The 23,767-nt window shown below is 64.9% G+C and carries 9 protein-coding genes; all 9 read right to left on the bottom strand.

What is annotated here, in order from left to right; translation table 11 throughout:
- A complete protein-coding gene (locus tag N4264_RS14660) occupies positions 1–1,029 on the bottom strand; it encodes an acyltransferase domain-containing protein (RefSeq protein ID WP_261692987.1) in 1,029 nt (342 codons plus the stop codon).
- A 30-nt stretch (positions 1,030–1,059) separates the two neighbouring features.
- Positions 1,060–2,235: an ACP S-malonyltransferase gene (gene fabD / locus N4264_RS14655; RefSeq protein ID WP_261697634.1), complete on the bottom strand. Its 1,176-nt coding sequence runs from the start codon at positions 2,233–2,235 to the stop codon at positions 1,060–1,062.
- Positions 2,236–2,281: 46 nt separating this feature from the next.
- Positions 2,282–3,586 carry a beta-ketoacyl synthase N-terminal-like domain-containing protein gene (locus N4264_RS14650; protein ID WP_261692986.1) on the bottom strand — a complete coding sequence of 435 codons (1,305 nt, stop codon included), beginning with the start codon at positions 3,584–3,586 and terminating at the stop codon, positions 2,282–2,284.
- A 2-nt stretch (positions 3,587–3,588) separates the two neighbouring features.
- Entirely contained in the window at positions 3,589–3,843 is a 255-nt protein-coding gene (locus N4264_RS14645) for an acyl carrier protein (RefSeq protein WP_261692985.1), read from the bottom strand.
- A gap of 124 nt (positions 3,844–3,967) precedes the next feature.
- Entirely contained in the window at positions 3,968–4,720 is a 753-nt protein-coding gene (locus tag N4264_RS14640) for a polyketide synthase (protein WP_261692984.1), read from the bottom strand.
- Entirely contained in the window at positions 4,717–5,499 is a 783-nt protein-coding gene (locus N4264_RS14635) for an enoyl-CoA hydratase/isomerase (protein WP_261697633.1), read from the bottom strand. Before N4264_RS14635 ends, N4264_RS14640 begins: the two co-directional genes overlap by 4 nt.
- Complete coding sequence (locus N4264_RS14630) at positions 5,496–6,755, bottom strand: hydroxymethylglutaryl-CoA synthase family protein (protein WP_261692983.1); 1,260 nt, start codon at positions 6,753–6,755, stop codon at positions 5,496–5,498. The genes N4264_RS14635 and N4264_RS14630 overlap by 4 nt, the downstream gene beginning before the upstream one ends.
- A 71-nt stretch (positions 6,756–6,826) precedes the next feature.
- Positions 6,827–10,894, bottom strand: a complete 4,068-nt coding sequence (locus N4264_RS14625) for a beta-ketoacyl synthase N-terminal-like domain-containing protein (RefSeq protein WP_261697632.1) — start codon at positions 10,892–10,894, stop codon at positions 6,827–6,829.
- A gap of 14 nt (positions 10,895–10,908) precedes the next feature.
- A complete protein-coding gene (locus tag N4264_RS14620) occupies positions 10,909–23,739 on the bottom strand; it encodes an SDR family NAD(P)-dependent oxidoreductase (protein ID WP_261692982.1) in 12,831 nt (4,276 codons plus the stop codon).
- Positions 23,740–23,767: the final 28 nt, after the last annotated feature.

The raw sequence follows: 23,767 nt of genomic DNA, 5'->3' as shown, positions 1-23,767 counted from the left end.
TCAACGCGAAACCCCCACTGCAGCAGCAAGCGTCGACGGAACCATCGCCTCATGCCATTGGGGCGCATCCAGGCCCATGCTCCGAAGCGCATTGACATACGTCTGGATGTCTCTGCCGGACGGGTTGATCACCTCGGTGAACCGGGAAGTGCTGTCGGCCGGAAGCAGATACTTGACGAACGTCGCCAGCGTTCCACTCGGGCCGACATCGAGGAAATGGAAGTCACCCGTGTCAACCAAGCCGCGGATCGTTGTATCGAATGCGACCGGATGGCGGAACGTGGTCCAGAGGCGCTGTTGCCAGCCCCCGGCATCGGCGCTGCCGTCGTATATCGCGCCGTCGGAACAAGAGACCATCGGCACGCGCAACGGATTGACGGTGAGATTTCGCGCCAGCGCCATGAACCGGGTTTCGAGCGGTTGCTGCATTTCGGTATGGAAGCCGTAGTTGACTGCAAGGACCTGATGGGCAACGCCATCGCGCGTCAACATAGTGCGCAATCGTTTCATCGCCTCGACCGTCCCGGCGACAACGACGTGTCGGTCGAAATTCCGGGCACTTACCCAGCAGCCCGCGAGCTGACCGACGTAGCGACGTTCGATATCTGGTACATCGATCACTGCGAGCATGGTGGCCGGCGGGCCTTCCGATTCGACCACTCTGGCGTACTCGACGGCGAACTCGATGCCCTGCTCCAGCGCCAGTGCGCCGCCGACAATCATGGCGCTCAGTTCGCCGAGACTGTAGCCCAGCAGATAGTCCGGCCTGGCGCCGGCTTCCATCAGTACCCGCGCCAAGCTGTACTCGAACGCAATCAATGCGGGATTGGTGTGCAGCAGACGGTCGAACGGTGTGCGCTTGTCGCCGTCCCGATACAGCAGGTCGCACAACGAGCATCCAATCAGCGGCGCTGCGATTTCGTCGCAGTGCTCCATCCACATCCGGAATCGCGGATGACGGTCGTAAAGCTCGCGCCCCATCTGATGGTATTGCGAGCTTTGGCCGGAGAACATGAAGACGACGGGCATCGTCGGGACGGCAGTAAGGCGCATGTCCGGTCAGGCCGCCGCGAGTTCGTCGAGATCGAAATAGCCGTTGAAGCCTTCCATGTACACGGCCGCGCGATGACCGAACAACACCATCGCCGGGGTACGTGTGACGAGGTGGCCGTACTCCGCGACCAGCGACTTCACGCCGGTACCGACAGGGTGGCGGCTGTTCCAGTCGGCGACTTTCTGTTCGGCCCGCGCGAAACGGTCGTTGTGGACGCTCCTGGCGTCCACCGTAGCGTCAGCGGCCGGCGCGGTTGCGCTCGCACTTGCGGCAGGCGGGCTTACCGGCGCGGCTGTTTCCGCTGCCGCCCCCCGCACGGCCGGCGCCGGCTCCGCCGCGGCGTTCGCGGCGATCTGCTTGATCTTCAGGATCATTTTCGTGAGGACGTCGCCATGGCCGATCTCGACGAACGCCATGTCGTCGGACAGCGCCATCAGGTGATGGATGGTGTCGCTCCACCGGACGGTGCTGTGGATCTGCCTGGAGAGATACTCGACGATCGCGTCGTTCGGATAGGCTTGCGCGGTCAGGTTCGCGATCACCGGGATCTTCGGCTTCGCGAACTTGCGCTTCTTGAGGTAGGCCTCGAATTTCTGCCGCGCCGGAATCATCAGCCGCGAGTGAAACGCGCCGCTGGTGTTGAGCGGAACATACATCACCCGGTCGAACTGGAAGATCTCCTGGCAGGCGGCGATGTCGGCAACCGGCCCGGAAATGACAGTCTGCAGCGGCGTGTTGTGGTTGGCGATGTCGACGTTGTCGAGGCCCTTCTCCTTGAGCAGGGCCTCGATCTGCTCGCGGGTGGCGTTGACGATGGCCGCCATCGCACCATCGGTCGCCTGGCTCATCAGTTCGCCGCGCTTCTTGACCAGCTTCAGGCCGGTCTCGAAGTCGAAGCATTCGGCCGCCAGCAGCGCGTTGAATTCGCCGAGACTATGGCCCGCGAGATAGTCGGGCGTCTCGCCCGTGTCCTGGATGCGCTTGTAGTACGAGAGCGCGTTGACCACGTACAGCGCGGGCTGCGTGAACTGCGTCTTGCCCAGCTCGCGCCGCGGATCCTCCAGGCACAGCTCCTTGATGGAATAGCCCAGCACGGCGTCGGCCTTGGCTGTCAGTTCCGGAAAGGCGTCGAACAGGATGCCGCCCATCCCGCGAGCCTGCGAACCCTGTCCCGGAAACATATACGTTTTCATCGAATCCTCCTGGAGCAACTCGTGTATTGGCGAATCAAAGGGGGCGACAGCGCTGCAGACAGACCGCGGTGTTGATGCCGCCGAAGCCCATGCTCATGTTGAGCGCGCGCTCTACGCGGTGATCGACCGGGTCCGCTGCCACCCAGCGGAATCCCGCATCCATCGGGTTTTCCAGATTGCGCGTCGGATGCAGCTTGCCGGCCTCCATCTGCAGCATGATGGCGATCAGTTCGACCATGCCCGCGGCGCTGAGTCCGTGCCCCACCAGCGACTTGGTCGCATTGATGTAGGCGTGATCCAGACCACAGGCACGCAGCGCAGCCAGCTCGGTCTCGTCGCCGACCATGGACCCGGTGCCGTGCGGGTTGACGTAATCGATCGCATCCGCGGCCAGGCCCGCCATCGCCAGCGCGCGCCGGATTACTGTCGTCTCGCCCTCCAGCGACGGGTTCGGATTGCGATTGGCGTCCCACGCCATCGCCCAGCCTTTCAACTCGGCATAAGGCGACCGCGCGTGACTCATCGCACCCTGCACCGCGTCGCGCGTTACATCCTGCTTTGTGTCAAACGTTACATCGGACGCGCGCCGAACAACGATCGCGCCGCAGGCCTCGCCGAAGATGAAGCCATCGTGATCACGATCGAATGGCCTGCATGCGAGCTCGGGCTGGTCTGCGAATCGATCCGATCCCATCGCGCCCAGCGAACGGAACGCCTGGCATTCAAAGAACGACAGATCCATCAGCGCGCCCAGCGCGATGCAGACGTCCACCTGTCCTGAGCGCACCGCTTCGGCCGCCTGGATCGCCGCCAGCTGTCCGCTCGCGGAAGCGCCGCCGACGGTGATGGAGAGCCCGCGGATTCCGAACACTTCACTGCAGATGCCGCACAGATCGCTGTCCATGAACGTCATCGCGTGCGTCGGACGCAAGAATTCGATCCGGTCCTGATACTTGATCTGGTTCTGCACCAGCTCGCGTTGCTGCAGGTTCGAGCCACCGACGATCAGGCCGATCCTGTCCGGATCCACATTTTCCAGACCGGCATCCTCCCAGGCTTCGTGCAGGGTCGCGAGCGCCGCCTGCGCAGACCAGGACGCGTTGCGCAGCATCGCCGTCGGAATCGTTGCCGGCATCCGGAGATCGGCGATCTCGGCGCCAATGAACGGCGCGGCCGTACCGTCGACCGCGGACGGCCTCTGGCGACCGGGACGGCGCATCACCGAAAACCGGTGCTCTCCGGCCAGCAGCGCATCGACGAACGCACGACGGCCCTGGCCGATCGACGTTGTGATGCCGATGCCGGTGACGACGATACGCGCAGGATCAGGACCGTGCATATTCAGAGTCGGGCATGCAGCAGGGTCGCCAGCTCGCCCATGTTCTCGGCCTTGGCGACCTCGATCATCGGGATCTTCAGCGACAGCGATTCAAGCGTCAGCATCACGATCTCGGAACGATCGATCGAGTTGGCGCCCAGGTCACGCAGGGAATCGGAGAACTGGAACGCGTGATCGTCCAGCCCCGGCAGCACTTCGCGCGCGTGCCCGACGATGATGGCGAAGATGTCTTCAGTGGCCAGTGCAGTAGTGGTCATGACACTCTCTGGTGAGGGGTGTGGGTTTGGTCCGCGCAACGCGTCTGACGACGCACTGGCGCGATGGATGTATCGGTCCGTCCTTGGACTGTCGTTTGTGTTCGTGCGCGTCCGCGGGCATGAGTCATGTACCGAACAGTGTGGCAATTTTCGATTTGACCTCCGGCTGCGTGAAGGTCACCGTGTGCATTGCGACCTCCTGCGCGATCGTGGCCGGCAATGCCTGACGCAGGGGTGCGCTCAGGTGATCTTTGAGCGCCACGAGGGAAACACGCGGCTTTTCCGCGAGCGTTTGTGCCAGTTCCAGCGCGCGCGCCATGACCTGGTCGCGCGGAACCACCGGGAAAGGGATGCCGCGCTGCTGCAGCTCCTCTCCCCGGTAGGTGTTTGCAGTGAGCATCATTTCCGTCGCCAGGCCCAGGCCCAGTTTGTGCGGCAGGATGAAGGTCGCACCCATGCCCGGCGTGAAGCCGTAGCGCATGAAATTGGTGGTGTAGATGTTCTCGCGGCCGAGCACGATCAGATCGGCAAACATTCCGAGCACGAACCCGCCACCAATGCCATGCCCCTGCATCGCGGAGATCACCGGCACCGGACAGTGCAGCGGAAGGCTGTACAAGGCGCGATCCGTAAATGCGCCGCGTCCATCGGAGAGGTTCAGCAGTTGTTCCTGGGTACCGCCGCTGGCGAAATAGTTGTCGTAGCCAGTCAGGATGACAACCTTGCAGTCGGGCAAGCACTCCGCTTCTGCGAACGCGTCCATCAGCCCTTGGGTAATGGCTTCGGAAAACGTGTTCTTGCTGACGCGATCCTGCATTTTGATCTGCAGAATCTGCGGGGCGATGAACTGCAGGTCGACGGCATTGCCGGACGTCATGCCGCACCCTCCCACGGAAACTGGCCGGTTCTCACGTAGCGCGAAATCCGCTGCAGATTCTCCACGTCAGAGAACACGTCCCGGTTCGCGGCGAGCGCCTTGGGTTCCGCCGCGTCGAGAGACACCTCGATCGCGCGCAGGTAGCTTTTGTAGCGCGCCACGCTCTTCTTGTTGAGCCTGCGCAGGCGCAACAGGTTTTTGCGCAGCAGGTTTTCGCTATTGTCCTCGTAGGCGTCGACCAGCCCCCAGTCGTGCGCGACCTGCACCGTCACCGGCAGGGTCGACAGCGTCATGTAATTGGCCTTGGCGAAGCCGACGCGGCGAACAAGAAATGGCAGGACGCAGGCCGGCATCAGGCCGAAAAGGAGCTCTGAGAGACTGAACACGGCCGCTGATTCGGCGAGCACGATGTCGCAGGCTGCTACGAAGCCGATGCCACCGGCGTTGGCCTTGCCCCGTACGTGAGCAACCGACACGAAGGGTCCTGTCGCGAGACGGCGCCACAGGTCGTACATCGGCTTCGGGTTCTGCTGCGGCACGCCACCGACATCAAAACTCGTCTGTAGCTCGGCGAAATCCGCACCGAAGCAGAAGACGTCGGGCAAACCCTCGACCACGACGATCTTCGCGCGCGCATCGCATTCGTCCATTGCCGACGTGAATTCGGCGATCAACCGGTCGTTGATCGCATTGTTCGCTTCCGGCCGATGGATCTGCAGATAGGCGATGTCATCGTCGAAGCGGACACGCAGCGCGGTGAAATCCCGGATATCCATCATCCGACCCACTCGTATTCCCGGTGGAATTCCTTGATCTGCTTCAGGAACATGACAGGCTTGTCCATCGCGGTGCGCGCCCGTGCGATGAAGTCGGAATCCAGGACGACGTTGCGTGTACCGAACTTGACGGCGTTGCTGCCGACCAGCAACTGGTCGTATTCCTCCATCGTCAGCTCCGTGCGGCGGTCAAGATGTTCCTTGATCTGCATGGCGCGCAGACGCTGCTGGCCTTCCTTGCGTACGACGCCGCTGAAGAATTCGGAACAACAGCCGGAACCGTAGGAGAAGGCGCCGATGCGCTGCGGGGTTTCAAAATCGCCGTGGTCGATGGTGCTGGCGATCGCCAGCGCCGTGGTTGCGCCCATGATGTTGGCGACGCGCTGGCAGTGGCTCATGCCAGGGGTGACGCGGCGCTGGAAATCCTCTTCGATTTCCTGCGGCTTGGCCCGTGCCATCTTGCGCATCATATTGCGGTGCGCGCCCTTGATCATGCCGCCGAAGGGGCAGTGATAGGCCAGATAGGTGAAGGTGTCGGCGAAATCCGCGTCCGGCACGCGCTTCTTGTATTCCAGAAAGGCGTTTTCGCAGCAGTCGAGATAGGAGAGCAGCGACAGGTCCGAATCGCCGGCGTCACCGTCGACGGTGGGCCGGCACGTGTCCATGACTTCGTAGCCGTAGTAACCGTTCGCACCGACGTCGACCTGGAAGATGTGCGGTTGGTCGCTGATCAGCATCGCGACCGCGCCCGAGCCGTTGCTAGGCTCGGCGAATGACCAGTCGGCGGTCAGCGCGTCGCCGCCCTCCTCGACCATGAAGCGCGAGATGTCAGTGGCAATCACCAGCGCCTTCGCGCCGGGCGAGGCCTGTGACAGCACGAAGTTCACCGCCATCTGGATACCGGCCGCACCGGAATAGCAGGCGTTCTTGATCTCGAACAGTCGGCAATTGCGGTTCAACCCGAGCAGGGAGTGGCAGTAGGTGCTCATCGATTTGCCGAAATCGAAGGCCGATTCGGTACAGGTGATCACCATCTCGATGCGATCGCGCGCTTCCGGACTCAGCGCATCGACGATGGGCTTCGCTGCGTTGACTGCAAACGTGATCGGGTCTTCGTACGGCAGCGCGACCGTCTTCTCTTTCATCAGCAGGTTCTCGAACCGGGAGGTGTCGAGCCTGCGATGCTCGGCCAGCTTCCTGACGTCCAGGAAAGCCGTACCGGCGAACACGTTCATTGCTTCGATGCCAACCGCTTTCATGCTGTCCTTCTCCAAAAACTGAAAATGTCGTTTTTTGCCGTGTGCGATGCCGCAGCCGAGCCCGGCTGTCGCTAGGGACGCAATATCCGCCAGTCGAGCTTCGCGCCCTTGACCCACAGTTCCGCGATCTTCTCGATCTCGCCGGTTTCGACGAGCCGGCGCATGAATTCCTGGCCCGCCTGGGTGTCGCCCAGGTCGAGCTTGTCGCCGCCGCCAGTCCGGATCGAGCCGCGGAAAACCTTGCGGTGATAGAAGTCGTCCTTGTCCCGCAGCAAGCCCGCCAGCAGATCGCCGAACTCGTCCACCGAGCGGGCGACGAAAGCCACGCGCTCCTGCATCTCGGTCCTGCCGGTCTGCAGCGTGTGTGCGATGCGCCGCAGCGTCTCGGCGCTGCGGTCGGTCTTCGACAGAAACTCCGGATAGGCCTGCAGCGTCGCGTACAGCGTGTCCACGTTGCGCGCCGAGAACACCAGCAACTGCGCGGTGTCGGAGTCGCCGGCGCCCTGACCGGCATCGCGGTCGACGTACTCCTCGATGACCACGTGTGCGTTCACGCCGCCAAACCCGAAGCTGCTGACCCCGCCTATGCGTGTCTGTCCCGCCGGAACCACCCAGTCGACCGCTTGCTGCGCGACGCTGTACGGCGTGCGTCTGAGGTCGATCAACGGGCTGATCGTGTCGCAGTGCAGGCTCTTGGCGATTCGTCCGTGGCGGATCTGCTGGATGACCTTGATGACGCCGACGACACCCGCGCCGTACTCAAGGTGACCGATGTTGGATTTGATGCTGCCGAGGTAACAGGGCGCGGCGATCTGCTTTTCAGCGGCGGCGTCAGTGTCAAGAAACTCCTTGGCAACGGTCTTCAAGCCGCTGATCTCGACCGGATCGCCGAGCTCGGTGCCGGTGCCGTGACACTCGATGTAGCCGACACGATGGAAATCGATTCCGGCATCCTCGATGGCGCGCAGAATTACGGCCGCCTGCGCATTGGGATTGGGCGCAGTCAGCGAGGTCGTTCGTCCGCCGTGATTCTCGGCCGCTCCCTTGATGACGGCGTAGATGTCGTCACCATCGCGCTGGGCGGCTCTGAGTGACTTGAGCATCAACATGCCGACGCCCTCACCGCGCACGTATCCGTTCGCCTTGTCGGAGAACGTCTTGCAGCGACCGTCTTCGCACAACATGCCCGACTTCGTGAAACTGATGTACACGTCCGGCGAGAGCAATGCGTTTACACCACCGACGATAGCCACCTCGCAATGCCCGCCCCGGATGGCTTCGATGGCACGATGCACCGCTACGAGCGAGCTGCTGCAAGCGGTGTCGATGGGATTGCTGGGGCCATGCCAGTCCATGTGGTAACTGATCCGGTTCGGCCCCACCGACGACAAGGTGCCGGTCACCGAATAGGCTTCGATGGGAGCGTTGCTCATCATGGTGGTGTAGCTGCTTGGCCCGCAGCCGACGAAGATGCCTGTGTTGGTGCCCTTGAGGCTGTCGCCGCCGTAGCCAGCGTCCTCGATGCATTCCCAGACGGATTGCATCATCAGCCTCTGCTCCGGGCTCATGTACATCGCTTCGGCCGGCGAGATGCCAAAGAACAGCGGATCGAATTCCCTGATGCCCGGGATGAAGGAGCCCCAGCGGCTGACGCCCGGGTAGTCACGCCAGTCCCAGCGGTCTGGTGGGATCTCGCTGATCATGTCGCGCGCCTCATCGAGCATGCGCCAGAACTCGTCGGGATTGTTCGCGCCGGCGATACGGCAACTCATGCCGACCACGGCGATGTCTTCATCGCGATAGCTGGATCGGTTCCGGTAGGCTTCGCGGAACCGGCGTGCAAACTGCGACACCGTGGCACCACCCGAAACCAACGCTTCGTGTATTTCCGGTTGTGACGAGGTATTCGCCGGGATCCTGGTGGCGGGGGTGGTTGCCTTGTCCCCGCTCACCCCGAACTTCCTGAGCATTTCTGCCGCATGGTTCTCGGCGAGAAACTGACTGAAGCGTAGCAAGTTCGACGCCTCGAACATCGCCGTCGGCATGAGGTTCAGGTCGTAGACGTTGTTCAGATGCGACACGAAGCTTGAGATGAGAATCGAATCGAAGCCGAAGTTGGTCCAGTCTTCTGTATCGTTGATCTGGTTCGGCTTCATTTTCAGGTGCTGAGCCGCTTGCAGGCGCATCTCCTGCAGGATCTCGCGCTGCAGCTTGTCGAGTTCGACCGAAGACTGCTGCGGCCGCACGTCCACCGCTACGGCCTTCGAGGGCGCGAACAGGGCTGCATGGGCACTCTTCTGACCGTAGAGCGGCAGCAGATTGGCATGCGGCGAGGCAATAGCCAGACGCAGCGCTCTCAGGCCTTCCGCACTCGGTAGCGGCTTGATCGCATAAGCCCGGGCCAACGTGTCGCGACTGGCGTCGTCGATCCGCATCGCGCCCTCTTCCCAGAATGGCCAGTTGATGCCGAGAGAACGGCCGTTCGCCTGCCGTGCACGCACGCGCGTCGATCGCGCTTCGATGAACGTGTCCAGGTAGCCGTTTGCGGCTGCGTAGTCGAACTGCCCGGTGTTGCCGAGCGCACCGGCGACGGACGAAAACGCGATGAACAATTCGAGTGGACAGCCGGCCGTGGCACGATCGAGGTTCTCGATGCCCTGCACTTTCGGCGCGAGTACTCTGTCGACGGCATCGACCGTCTTGTGGACCAGCAAGGCGTCGTCGAGGAGCCCCGCGGCGTGCAGCACAACACTGATTCCAGGATGCTCGGCGACGATCTTTTCGATCTCATCGAGCCGCGCAATGTCGCAGCGGCGATGAATCACGTTTGCACCGCATGCGCGAATCGCTTCGATTCGCGCCGTCTCCGCCTCATTCGGCGTGCGCCGGCTCAGCAGGATCAGGGTGCTGCCCGTCGTATGCTCGGCGATGTCCTGCGCGACCAGCAATCCCAACGCTCCCAGTCCGCCACTGATCAGCGCAGTGGTGCCGTTGCGCCAGGCGAATTCGGCGCCGATGTCGCCGTCGGCGTCTTCATAGGACAGCGCCACATACGCGTCTGCGAACCTGAGACGAACATCGATCTGCGAGTGCTCGATCGACACCGTCTTCAACGCCGCCCAGAGCCCCCGCGCGGTGGGGTTGTGTGCCGCTACGTGCAGTTCAAGCGCTGAGCGGGTTTGCTTGTCCGTTGCGAGCGATTGCGCCGCTGCCAGCAGCGCCTTGCACGCCCCGGCATAGTCGCCGCTCACCTCCACTACGCGCACCGGCAGATTGTCGGCGTGCGGCGGCATTACGTTTTTCCAGACCGGACGATAGAAACTCAACCGGTCCTGCTTCGCGTACAGATCGATCTCGCGGGTCTGGAATCCTTCGATGATCACCCGCACATTGCCGTGCTCATCGGCCGCGACATAGTGCATTCCGTCGGCGCTCTGACGGATGTGGACGATCATCGTGTCCGTCAGCGCACCGACGACGAGGGTGTTGACCACCGCGAACGGTACGACGTTCGCTTCGGGATTATCCACCAGCGCAAGACCGCTCTGGATGATGCTGTCGAGCGCACCCGCGTCCATCACCATGCCGCGCGCGGACGAGCCCGGCAGCCGGATCGTGGCCAGCCCCTCGCCTTTGCCGTCGAGGAAAATTTCCTCGACGCCCCGATGGGACGGACCCAGTTCGACGCCGCGATTCCTGAAGGTCTGGTAGAACGCCGATTTCGTCGGGCCGGGACGCGTCATCCCGGCACGTAGCCGGGCGATATCCAGTACCGGCGCATAGCCTTTGGTGGCCAGGTACTCCGACGTCTTCTGCACCGTTACGCGACTCTGGAAATGCACGCCTTGCTCGGTGCTCACTTCGACGCCGAACTGCCCCGCACCGCCCGGATAGACGCGGACGGTGACCGTTCGCTGGTCCTTCACCGTCAGTGCATTGACGAATACGCTATCGCTCAGCACGAGCATCGCGTCGTCACCCGGAGGCGCCGACGCCGCGACTGCGGCGCGGGCGATCTCGAGATAGGCCATGCCCGGAAGAATCTTCTGCCCCTGGATGATGTGGTCGGCAAGGAAAGGCTCAGTGCCGTCGAACACCGAGCGGAACTCGCCGATGGGATAGTCAGTGCTCGCGCTCATCAGTGCCGAGGTCTTCATGCATTCACCGCCATTGAAAGGTGCGCACGTTCGTTCGTCGCGATCCTCGACGGTGACGGCACCAGGGCGCGCACGTAGAAGTTGGTGATCTTCACGAGCGTTTCGCCGCTTTCACTGAGAACATGGATGTTGAACACGAGGATGCCTGCGCTCGTGCCGGCGTTGTCGCTGGACCGTTCCACCAGCACCAGGCAGCGCGGCGTCAGGCTGCCGAGAATTTCGATCTCGTCGATCGCGAACGGCAGGTGCGGCACGCCGCCTTCATCGGCAGCCAGCAGCGCCACTACCGTCTGCAACGCACCGTCGATCAGGCAGGGATGCAGCACGTACTGCTCGAAATCCTTCGCCAGCGATGGCTCCAGCACGAGCCTGGCCAAGGCGCAGCCGTTGCCGATCGCGACCTCGTCGATGACCCGGAACGTCGGACCATAGTCGAACCCGATGCGCTGAAAGAGCGCGTAGTACCGTTCGCCGTCATGGCTTTCGCCGCAGCGCTGACGCCATTGCGGCAACGACTCACGCGAAGACGACTCGGATCCACTGCGATCGTCGAAGAAGGCACGGCCTTCGCAATGCACCACGCTCTCGTGATCGTCGTCGATCGTCGTCACGACGAATTCCACGCTGTCGCCGTTCGCATTGCTGAGGCCGATTTTGAGATCGTGCTGTGGCTCTGCCAGCGACAGGGGTTTGACCCAATAGATGTCCTTGAGCCGGCGGACACGCCTTTCTCCAGCGACAGTCGCCGCGATGCAGGCCATTTCGATGAACCCTGAACCCGGGAACACCGCCTGGCCTTGGATTCTGTGATCCCGGGCGTAGTACTGGTCTGCAACGAGAGCCGCATCGAAGCACACCCGCTGCAACGTCGAGGCATTGTGCGAGATGAGCGGATGCAGGCGCGACGGCGTGCTCGCCGGCGCCGCCGACTGCGTGGTGAAGTCGACCGCCCAATGCCGATCACGCGCAAACGGATAGACCGGCGCGCCCGCGACGAGCCGCAGCGGCGCGCCGCGTGGGCCGGTTGCGTCATGCAACAGCTGCCAGTCGACCTTGCCGCCCTGCGTCCAGAACACGGCCAGCCCGGCGAGATCGGCTTGGGCGCACAGTGTCTGCATGCGTTCACGCTGCCCGCGCGCCGCGTAGCCGGACCCGGGCTGGACTTCGGGTCCGCCCTGCCACAACCGCGTCGTGGCGGGGAGGTTCGGATCGGTGTCGAGCCAGCGCTGCAGGGTCTGCCGGAGTTCCAGCGCGCTGCCGACGACCAGCGCCAGCCGCTGCGGCATCGCCTCGCGTCCGATCTGCGCAGTGCGGCACAGCGCCGCGAGATCGCTGCCGGGATTGAGCCCGAGGAAGTCGACGTACTGATAGGCGTATTCGCGCAGACGTTCGACGTTCATGGCCGAAAGCACGAACAGAGATCCACCTGTGCCGGCGCCGGGCGCGTCGGATTGCGAGGACGCCGCCGATTCCGCGGCCACATATTCCTCCAGTACCGCGCAAGCGTTGACGCCACCGGCGCCGAACGCGTTGATCAGGGCCCGGCGCGGGACGCCCGCCGGGGTATCCCAGTCGCCCAGGCCCGTCTGCAGGACGCACGGCGAGCGCGCGAAATCGATGTCCGGATTCACGACCTCCGCGTGGATGCTCGGCGCGATCTGCCGGTGCCTGAACTGCATCAGGATCTTTGCGATGCCCGCGACGCTGGTTGCGGACTCGGCGTGACCGATGTTGGCCTTCAGTGACGCCAGGGCACAGAACCCGGTGTCGGCAGTCTGCTGTGCGAAGGCCTGGGTGATGGCGGCGACTTCGAGGCTGTCGCCCATTCGCGTGCCGGTGCCATGGCCTTCGATGAAGCCGATGCTGCGCGCCGGCACCCCGGCCTGGGCCAATGCCTGTGCGATGACCTGCGCCTGCGCGTTCGGGTTCGGCGTGGCGTAGCCGCTGGAGCGGCCGCTATGGTCGTAGGCGCTTCCGCGGATCACGCCGTAGATCGTGTCGCCATCGCGTTCGGCCAGACGCAGTGGCTTGAGCACGAGCGTACCCACGCCTTCGCCCGGGATGAATCCGTCGTCTCCCGCGCCGTAGCTGCGGCAGGCGTCGCCGACTGCGAGCATCCGCCGGTGGCAGAACGACTGGTACTTGGCCGGATGCAGGTACAGATTGACGCCGCCGGCGAGCGCGAGCTGGCACTCGCTACGGCGCAGGCTTTCGCAGGCCAGATGCACGGCGACCAGCGACGACGAACACGCGGTGTCGACGGGAATGCTCGGCCCCTGCAGATCCAGTGTGTAGGACACGCGGTTGGCGATCGACCAGGGCATCGCGCTGGGCGTGACCATGTGACCGTGCTGCCAGGCCTCGGGGGCCAGCAACTGATAGGAGTTGGTCGTCACGCCCACGAAGACGCCGACATCAGCGCTCTTGCCTTTCGGATACCGCTGTCTCAGGCGTTCCCGCGTATAGCCGGCATCTTCGATCGCAGACCAGGCGGACTGCAGGAAGCGACGCTCCTGTGGATCGATGATGTCCGCTTCGGCATCGGGGATGTTGAAGAAGCCGGCGTCGAACTTGTCGAAGTCCTCGAGGAAGCCGCCGCGCTTGCAATAGATCTTGCCGTGCTCGGACTGCGCGGGATCGGGGTCGAAGAACTCAGCGTAGTTCCAGCGATTCTCGGGCACCAGTTGGATCAGGTCCGTGCCGGCGCGCAGATGCGCCCACAGCGCGTCCATGCCGTCGGCCTGCGGGAACGACGCATGCACGCCGATGATGGCGATCGGCTCGGCGCCCGAGTGCGCATCCGTCGCGGGTGCGGCAACCGCCAGCGGTTGCGGATGCATAGGCAGGGATGCGGCGGTCGATGGTGTGGCACCGGTTGTGGATTCGGCCGCATTGACGACGCCCTGTCTCGCACCGTCGCCCGCGAACCTGGCGGCCAGCGCGGCCGCCGCGTTCTCGACGAGATACGTGGCCAGCTCGGCGACGGTTTCGTATTCGTACATCAGGGTCTTCGGCAGGTCGCCGAGGTCCTGTTCCAAGGCCGCATTGAAGCGTCCGATCATGATCGAGTCGAAGCCGAACGCCTCGAAGCGTTCGTCGATATCGATCCGGTCGGCCGGAATCCGGGTCTCGGCGTTGACCCGCTCGCACAGATAGGCGCGGGTCTGCGCCAGAAGGATGTCGCGGTCAATCGTCGCTCCACCGGCCTGCGCGGGAGCGGTGGCGATGCTGGACGGGTCACAGTAGGCCGCGATCTTCGAGGGATGGCCGTACAACGCCAGTGCTCGCGGGAGATCGGAACGTAGCAGCGTGTTCCAGTATTCGAAGCCGATCTCGGTGGGCAGCGCGCACAGCCCGGTCCGTTCCTCGGTGCGCTTCAGATCGGCCGCGGACAGTTGCATGCCGCCGCCCTGCCAGTACGGCCAGCCGATCGAGAGGGTCCTGCCGTAACGCGTGCCGCGCGCCCGTTCGGCTTCGCGTTGATCGGCGAACGCGTCCATAAACGCGTTGGCGTAGGCGTAGTCAGTCTGGCCGAGGTTGCCGAAGCTGCCTGCGCCCGACGAGAACAGCACGAACACGTCCAGCGGTTCGTCGGCGGTGAACCGATCCAGGTGCACAGTGCCCTGGACCTTCGGCGCCAGCACCCGACGGAATTGCGCGCGATCCTTGCGGATCAGCAGCGCATCGTCGTTGATGCCGGCGCTGTGCAGCACGCCATTCAGCCCGCCGAAGCGCGTCCTGACGTCCGCGATCAGCGTGCGCGCCTGGTCCGCGTCGGCGATGTCCGCCTGCAGATACGCCGCTTCCGCACCGAGCGCACGCAGTTGTTCCAGCGCTTCCTCGCACCGCGCGTCCGGGGCCGAGCGCCCGCTGATCGCCAGCCTGGCGCGATAGTGTTCGGCCAGGTGGCGCGCGAACAGGATGCCAAGACCACCGAGTCCGCCGGTGATGAGATACGTTCCGCCGTGCTTGAGCGGCATCGGCCCTGCCGGTACGCGTTCGGGCGACTGCAGCGCGAGCGCGCGCACCGAGCGCAGCCCCGCGACGGCGCCGTGCGTCCGGTAGCGGACTTCGGTTTCGCGCTGCGGCGCGGTCTGCAGTTCGTCGATGAGTGCTGTGACGGTGTCGAATACGGTGGTCGCGGGATCGATGTCGTCGTGCTCGATCGACAGCACGCGGCCGTGATAGCGGTTGTTCTCCAGCGCGAGCGAGCGGTAGAAGGCCGCCAGTGCCTCGCACGGCGCCGTGTTCAACCCGGCGCTGGCGTGGAAGAACGACACGAACGCGCACGGCGCCTGCTGCGCGCCGGCACCGGCCAGCGCCCTGCAGAATCCGAACAGCGCGTCGATACCGGTGTTCATGGCGCGTTCGATGCCCTCGCCCGCCATTTCGTCCGCCCGCTCGCCGGCGTGCGCAGGCAGGCGCGCAGCGTTCGCGTTGTGGATCACCCGGGTCGGCGTGCGGCCCTGGCGCCTGAGTGTTTCCAGCAACGCTTCGAAATGCGGCGGTTGCGCTGCGTCCACGCAGAATTGATCGGCCGCGTCCTGCCGGAAGGCATGGCCCAGACGGACGAGCAGAATGGTCTTCAGCGGCGAGGCGATGTGCAGGCGCGCCCTGACCTGCTCGAACAGTTGATCGTCGGTGTCGATGATCAGCAGCACGTCGTCGGGCCGGAAGGTGGCCTGCGGCGCAGGCAACGCGGCATCCCGCCAGACTGGCGCATAGCAGGTCGGTCGCTTCTCTTCGCCGCTGTCCGCCAGCCGCGGCGCAGGCGCGGACGGCGTTGCGGCAGGTGCCGGGACGAGAGCCGCGACCGTCTGTGGCCAGTAGCGCTCCTTCGCAAAGGGATAGCCCGGCAGACCCTGAAGCCGCCGCGGCAGGTGGTCCGCGTAGAGCGACCGCCATTCGATCTTCGCGCCCTGCGCCCAAAGCGCGGCAAGCGCCGCGGACTGGCGCAGTCCGCTCTGGAGCAGCAGACCGGCGGCCTCTTCGGTCGGAATCACGGCATCCTGCACTCGCGATACCGTGCCGCGATGGCAGATGCCGCCGCCGGAGGTCGACAGGAATTCGCGCAGGTGCGTCCGCAGCTCGTCAACGGATTCAACCACCCATGCGCAGCGCTCGCGCATCGGGTCGCGGCCGATCTGCAGCGTGTACGCCAGGTCGCGCAACGCGATTGTCGCGTGACTGCCAGCAAGCCTGTTCAGATCAGGCTTCCCCGCCGCATCCTTGTCAAGGAACGCGAGCAGGTCCTGCGCCATGACCACGAGCTGCGCCGCGGTGCGCGCGGACAGCGGAATTATGTATGGCGACGGCGACGCATCGATCGGCGCAGCGCCGCCCTGCGAACGTAGCGCGGGCACGTACTCTTCGATGACCACGTGGGCGTTGGTGCCGCTGAAGCCGAATGCGCTGACCGCTGCTCGCCGCCTGCGGCCTGCCACCGAAGGCCAGTCGTGACGCGTCCGGCTGACGTAGAACGGGGAGCCGGCAAAATCGAACAACGCGTTCTCCTGCCTGAGATTCACGTTCGGGGCCAGAGCCCCGTTCCGCAGGCTCAGCAGTACCTTGTGCACACCCGCAACGCCGGCCGCGCCGGAGGTGTGGCCGAGATTGGTCTTGATCGCGCCCAGCGCACAGGCGTTCTTGCTGCCGCCGTGCTCCTTGAACACCGTCGACAGCGCTTCCAGCTCGATCGGGTCGCCGAGCTTGGTTCCGGTGCCGTGGGTTTCCACGTAGTCGATCGACGACGCGTCGATCGCGTAGCGGCGGTAGGTGTCACGCAGCAGTTCGATCTGGCTGTTGACGCTGGGCGCGGTGATGCCGTTGGTCTTGCCGTCCTGGTTGATGCCGGATCCGATGATCACGCCGTGGATGCTGTCACCATCGCGCTCGGCATCGCTGAGACGCTTGAGCACGACGGTGCCCACGCCCTCGCCTGGCACGAAGCCATCCGCGCTGTTGTCGAACGTCTTGCACTGGCCGTCGTGCGCCAGCATGCCCGCGCGGCACATGCCCAGATAGGCTTCGGGAATCAGGTACAGGCTCACGCCGCCGGCGAGGCCGATGTCGATTTCGTGGTTCAGCAGCGCCTGGCAGGCGAGATGGATCGCTACCAGCGAGGACGAGCACGCGGTATCGATGGGGATCGCCGGTCCCTTCAGGTTCAGGTGATAGGCGATGCGCGCCGCACCGATCGCGAAACTGTTGCTGGTCGTCTCGATGTTCTGCGGATTGCTTTTGGCCAGCAGGAACGAATAGTCGCTGCTCATGATGCCCATGTAGACGCCGCACTTGCGTTCGCTCAGCGCGGCGCTGGAATAGCCGGCATCCTGGAAAGCGCGATAGCTTTCCTGCATGAACAGGCGATGCTGCGGGTCCATGACCTCGGCTTCAGCCGGCGAGATCTGGAAGAACATCGGGTCGAAATGCTCCGCGCCGTCGAGCATGCCGAGCCATTTGCAATACACCTTGCCCGGCTTGCCGGGTGTCGGGTCGTAGTACGCATCCACATCCCAGCGTTCGGGCGGGATTTCGCGGATCGCGTTCCGGCCCTCGGCGAGGTTGCGCCAGAGCTGGTCAAGATTGTCGGCGCCGGGATAGCGTCCGGACATGCCGACGATGGCGATCTTGTCGTCGTTGCGCTGCGCTGCGGCCACGGGTGGCGCTTGAGGCAGTGTCCGCACGGCATGCGAACGGCGCCGCAGGAGGATGCCGTCGCCGGCGGGTATCCGCACCGCAGGGCGCGGCGCGGACGATGCGGCTGCGAACGATGCCGGCGCGGCGGGCATCGGCGTTTCCCGGCGCGCGGTAGGCATCGACGCCGTTACGGGTTCGGCACGCCCGGATGCCTCCGGCGCGGGCGGCAGCGGACGCGACGCGAGTTCGCCCTGAAGGAAACGGGCCAGCGCCTGGACGTTCGAGTAGTCATAGACCCGGGTCGCGGAGATCTCGAGACCGTAGGTCTTGTTGATCATCTTCACCCATTCCACGCCGACGATGGAGTCGAGCCCCAGGTCGACGAACGGGCGCTCGTCGTCGATCGCGGCCTCGTCGAGGTACAGCGCCTGCGCGAGGCTCGTGCGCAACGACCGCTTGATCGCATCGTGGTCGACGCCGGCGACGGCCTGCGCTACGGGCGCAGGCAGGAGAGCCGCCGGGACATGCTCGACCAACGCCTGCGCTTCGGATGCGGGCAGCGCCTGCGCCACGCTCGCTGGACGTGCGGCGGCCTGCACGGGCTTGGCGGGCGTGGTGGACGACGCGGGCAACTGACTTTCGACGAACGCGCCCAGCGCCGCGAGATTGGCGTAGTCGTAGACGCGGGTCGCGCCGATCTCCAGGCCCAGGCCCTTGTTGATGTTCTTGACCCATTCCACGCCGACGATCGAATCCAGGCCCAGATCGACGAAGGGACGGTCTTCGTCGATATTTGCCTCGTCGAGATACAGCGCCTGCGCCAGCGAACGCCTGAGGAAACCGCGGACGTCCTGGACGGGCGACGCGGCGTTCCGCGAGACGGAATTCGGTGATACATCGATCGACGAGGCAGCGCTCGCCGGGGTGGTCGCGCCGTTCATCGCCAGCGCAGCGGGCATCGCAGTAGCTGAAGGCGTCGTCGCCCCCAGCGTCGCCAGGCGCGACGCGTTTGGCTTCGGCAGCAGACCGCCGACGATCGCCGGCACCCTGGCGGGCTCGGACAGCACGATGGCACGGGGCTTTTCCAGCACGGGGGCGGTGACAAATGCGACCGGTGCGGCTTCGATCTCCGCTTCAGCCGGCGTACCAGCCTGCGTCGACAGCAGTCGTCCGCGGCCCTGCGCGTGCACGTATTCTTCTTCGGCTTCGCCACTGAAGATGTCGAAGTCGACGGCGTCGTGTTCGCTCGACGGATACAGCGTGATGTGCAGCGCAGTTGCGCCGTCGACCCGGAAGGGTTCCGCGAAGCGCACGTCGCTCAGTTCGACCGTCGCTGTGGTTGGCGACGCACGCCTGGCGCAGGCGACGGCCGCGCGCGCCATGTCCAGGAGCACCGAAGACGGCAGCCGCGCGCCGTCGCCGTCGGAGTGATCGACAAATGGATCGTCCGTCTGAAACAGCGACGAATAACGCAGCTGATCCAGATCGGAGGTGTTTTCGTGCAGCAGCGAATGCAATGCCTTCCCCGTGGCCGCGCTCGCAGCGCCGGTCCTGGAAGCAGCCCCCGAAGCGATGACGTTGGAGAAAAGCCCCTTGATGGGGTCGATCCAGTATTTCTCCTTCGCGAACGGATAGGCCGGCAGGTGCATCCGCGACGGTGTTTGCTTGCCGTGGAATTTGCGCCAGTCCAGATTGAAGCCTTTGGTCCACAGCTCCGCCAGCTTCGCGAGCTTGCGCTGCGCGATCCACTTGTCGAGCGCTTCTTCGTAGTCGGGATCCGCGGCGAACAGGCCCAGCATTTCCTTGTGTGCCTTGGGGTGTCCGCGATAGCCGCTGTCCGCGTCGCCGTCGACGGCGGACCGCTCGACGAATCGGCGGAGGACAGTCTGCAGCCGTGCCGCGGAATCGACGACGAACGCCAGGCGTTCATCCATCGCTTCGCGGCCGACCTGCAGGGTGTACGCGAGCGCGGCAAGATCAACCGGGCGACCCGCTTCCAACGCGTCCTGCAGGAAGGCCAGCAGATCCCGCGCCTTTTGTAGCAGTTGTTCGGGCGTGCGCGCCGACAGTGGCACGATCACCTGCGCGCCGGGCAGGATGCCGATGCTCGCATCAGCGATCGATTCGCCACCCGCATATTCCTCGATCACGAAATGCGCGTTCGAGCCGCCGGCGCCGAACGAGGACAGTCCCGCGATCCGCGGCAGCGGTCTGCCGTTGATAACCGGTGTATCCCAATCGCGCAGCCGCTGGTTCACCTCGAACGGCGTCGCACCGAAATCGATGTTCGGGTTCAGGCGCTCCGAATGCAGCGACGGCACGATCTGCCGGTGCTTCATCTGCAGGATCACCTTCGTCAACCCTGCAATCCCCGCTGCCGACTCGCAGTGACCAATGTTCGATTTCGCCGAACCGATCAGGCAGAACCCGGTATCCGCGGTGTACTCGCGGAATGCCTTGCCGAGCGCCGCGATCTCGATCGGATCGCCCAGCTTCGTGCCGGTGCCGTGTGCTTCGATGTAGCTGACGTGACGGGCATCCACGCCGGCGTCTTTCAGCGCATCGGCGATCACCGCCGCCTGCGCCTGCGGATTCGGTACCGTGTAGCCGTTGGTCTTGCCGCCGTGGTTCAGCGCACTGCCGCGGATCACCGCGTGGATCGCATCGCCGTCGCGCACGGCGTCGGACAGGCGCTTGAGCACCACCACGCCCACGCCTTCGCCCGGAATATAGCCATCGCCGCCTTCGCCGAAACTCTGGCAATGGCCGTCGCTGGAAATGAACTGGCCCGCACTCAGCATGCTGTATTTGTCGGGATGGATGCTGAGGTTGACGCCGCCGGCCAGCGCCATGTCAGTGCGGCCCAGCTTGAGGTCCTGGCAGGCCAGGTGAATCGCGGTCAGCGACGATGAGCACATGGTATCGAGCGTCATGCTCGGCCCGTGCAGGTTGAGCACGTACGACACCCGGTTGGCGATGCTGGCAAGGCTGCCCGAGCGGTTGTACTCGCCGTACATCACGCCGGCATAGACGCCGACCTGGCCGGGCAAGGTGTCCGCACGTGGCACGGACAGGCTCTTGCGCGAATAACCCGCGTCTTCGATCGCCATCCATGCGTGCTGCAGGAACATCCGTTCCTGCGGGTCGATGTAGGGCGCTTCGCGGGGCGAGATGTTGAAGAACTGCGGATCGAACTCGTCGACGCCCTGGATGAAACCGCCCCACTTGCTGTAGTGGCCGGGCTGTTCCCGGTCACTGGTGAAATAGTCCTGCCAGCGCCAGCGCGATTCGGGAACTTCGACGACGCAATCCTTTCCGTCGCGCAGGTTGCGCCAGTAGTCCTGCAGCGTCTCCGCTTCCGGATAGCGGCCGCTCAATCCGATCACCGCAATCGGTTCGGACGTCGTCGCCCGGCCGGGTTGGGCGCGACGCAGCAGTACCGCGCCCGTCTTGCCGCGCAGCGCCGGCCGCGCGTCCTGACGCGCAATGCCGGGCATGGGCGCAGCGGGGCGCGGTGCAGTCGGCGCGACGACAGTCTCGGCGCCCGGCGACAGCAGCGATTGCAGATCCGCCCCGTGCGCCTGCACGAGGTGTTGGCCGAGCGCCGCGATCGTCTGGTACTCGAAGAACAGCGTCTTCGGCAGGGGACCGAAATGCTTCTCGAGCTGGGCGGTCAAACTCATCGCCACGATCGAGTTGATGCCGTAGTTTTCGAGCGCCTCGTCGATGTCGATTTGCGCGGGCGCGATCTTCAGGATCGGCGCGAACTGCCGGCGCAGGAAGTCGCGGGTCTGCGCGGTGAGATCGCCCACCGGCGATGCCGCGGCGGCCGGCGCGACCTGCGCCGGCGCCGACTGATGCAGGGCAAAGGGCGTAGGCTCGCGGCGCGCGACGACGGGCGGCAGCGCTTCGAAGAGGCGACGCAACCGACGGCCCTCGCCCTCGACGGTCAGCACTTGCGCGTGAGCGGATGCCAGCGCGCTGCGGAACACGGCAATGCCCGATGCACTGCGCAGCGGCGTCATCCCGGTCCGGGCTTCCAGCCCGCGCACGCTCTCGGCGTCGGGGCGCATGCCGCCCTCGTCCCACAGCGGCCAGTTGATCGCCAGCGTCCTGCCAGAGCGCTGGCCCTGGGCGACGCGCGCTTCGCGGAACGCGGCGAACGCGTCCAGAAAGCCGTTCGCGGCCGCGTAGTCGGCCTGGCCGACATTGCCGAACACCGACACACCGGACGAAAACAGCACGAAGAAGTCGAGGTCCAGGTGCCCGGTCGCCTCGTCGAGATGCCACGTGCCGCGTACCTTCGGTCCGAGCACGGCGGCTGCATCGCCACTGGTCTTCCTGATGATGAAGTCGTCGTTGCGCGCGCCGGCACAATGCAGCATGCCGCGGATTGTGCCGATGCTGCTGCCGATCTCGTCGACGACGCGCCTGCACTGTGCGGCATCGGCGAGATCGAGCTGGCGATAGTGCAGGCGTTGGCCGAATCCGTATTCATCCAGGCGGGCGCCAACGTCGTCCGGTGCGGCACGGCCGGTCAGCACGACCTGCGCACCCTGCGCCTGCGCGAGGATCTCTCGCCCGAACAGACTACCGAGGCTACCGAGGCCGCCGGTGACAAGGTAAACGCCGTCCTCCTTGTAGAGCGGGTTGAATGCGCCCTCGGAGGGCGGCGGCAGCACCGTCCAGTCGAGCGAGCGCCAGCCCTGTCCGGAGAGCAGGAGCGGCGATCGCTGCGGCTGCGCAAAGGCTTCGGCCAGATCGGCAGCGAGCCGTTCCTGCGTGACCTCGGCCTCGACGATGACGAGCTGGATCGTCACCGACGGATTCTCCAGTGCCGCCGTCCTGAGCATTCCTCCCAATCCGGCCAGCAGCCGGTCTTCCGCGGTATCCGCGATCACGCACTGGATCAGCGTTTTCTCACCGGCAGGCTGCTTCAACGCACTCTGCAGACGTTCCAGCACCTGCAGCGCGATGGCCTCGTAGCGCAAGGCCGGGTTACCGGCTTCGGCTGCAACGAGCGTCTCGACGATGCTTCCGGGCAGGATCGACGCCAGTGCGGCAGGGTCTGCGACGTGGATATCGCAGAGCAGCACGCGACGATGCGCCATATCAGGCGCGGATGTTGCGGCACCGCGCGGATGCAGTTCGCTCCATCCGGGCACGGCGACGAGCGTTTGAACCTCGGCTCCATCCCGCGGAGCGGCGCCTGCGGTGTCGAGGCGGCGCGCGCAGAACCCGCGCATCTGCACGCAGATAGTGCCGTCCGCATCGCACAGGTCCAGGTCGAGCGTGATCTGGGCGGCGTCTTCGGGCGATCCATCGGCCCGGCGAACAAAAGCATGCAACGGCGAGCCGCAGTCGCCCAGGATGCACAGCGAATCCAGCGCGAAGGGCAGCATCGGATCGGACCGCAGCGCGTCGCGCGCGCCGAGCCCGATCGCCGCCTGCAGCGCGCTGTCGATCAGCGCCGGATGCAGGACGTAGGCGGCGTTGTCCTCGCCTGCGAGCACGTCGGGCAGCGCGACATCGGCCAGGACACGGCCGTCGCCGCTGTCCAGGCCGGTGATGCCCCGATGCGCAGGGCCGTATTCGATCCCGAGTCGCGCGTACTCGCGATACACCGTTTCGCGATCCCAATGGTCCCTGACCATCGCGGCGCGCAGTTCGGCAAGATCCAGAGTGGCCGCCGCGGCACCATCGTAGAAGCGCACGCGACCGGATGCATGGTCGGTGCGTGGTCCGCCCGTGGCTTCGCTGAATACGCAGAATTCGAGGAAGTCCTCGTCCGCGTCGATGTCGATGAAGATTTCGCGTGCGCCCTCGACCGCGAACGGCGAAAGCCACAGCACGTTCTCGAACGCCATCAGGGACGAGGCGGACAGCTCGGGCACGGCATCGACGATCGCCGCGCGCGCCAATTCCAGATAGGCGACGCCCGGTAGCACCGCGACAGCGTCGCCCGACGGCATTCGCACCCGGTGGTCGCGCAGGAAGAATTCCTCGCCGGTCAGACACGCGCGGTAGCGCTGCTGGTTCAGGGTCGACACGTTGGCGTGCACGAGCGGATGCAGCCGCGCCGGCGCCGTGCGGCGCGCGAAGAACTGCTGTATCAGCGCCAACGCATTGGCTTTGCCAAGGCGCTTGCTTTTCAGCTCCGAAACCACGTATTCGACGAAATCGACCATGACGTTCGTTCTCTCAAGCCCTTGGTCG

The sequence above is a fragment of the Tahibacter amnicola genome (genome assembly GCF_025398735.1).
Classification (GTDB): domain Bacteria; phylum Pseudomonadota; class Gammaproteobacteria; order Xanthomonadales; family Rhodanobacteraceae; genus Tahibacter; species Tahibacter amnicola.
This window is presented reverse-complemented; position numbering and strand designations above follow the sequence as displayed.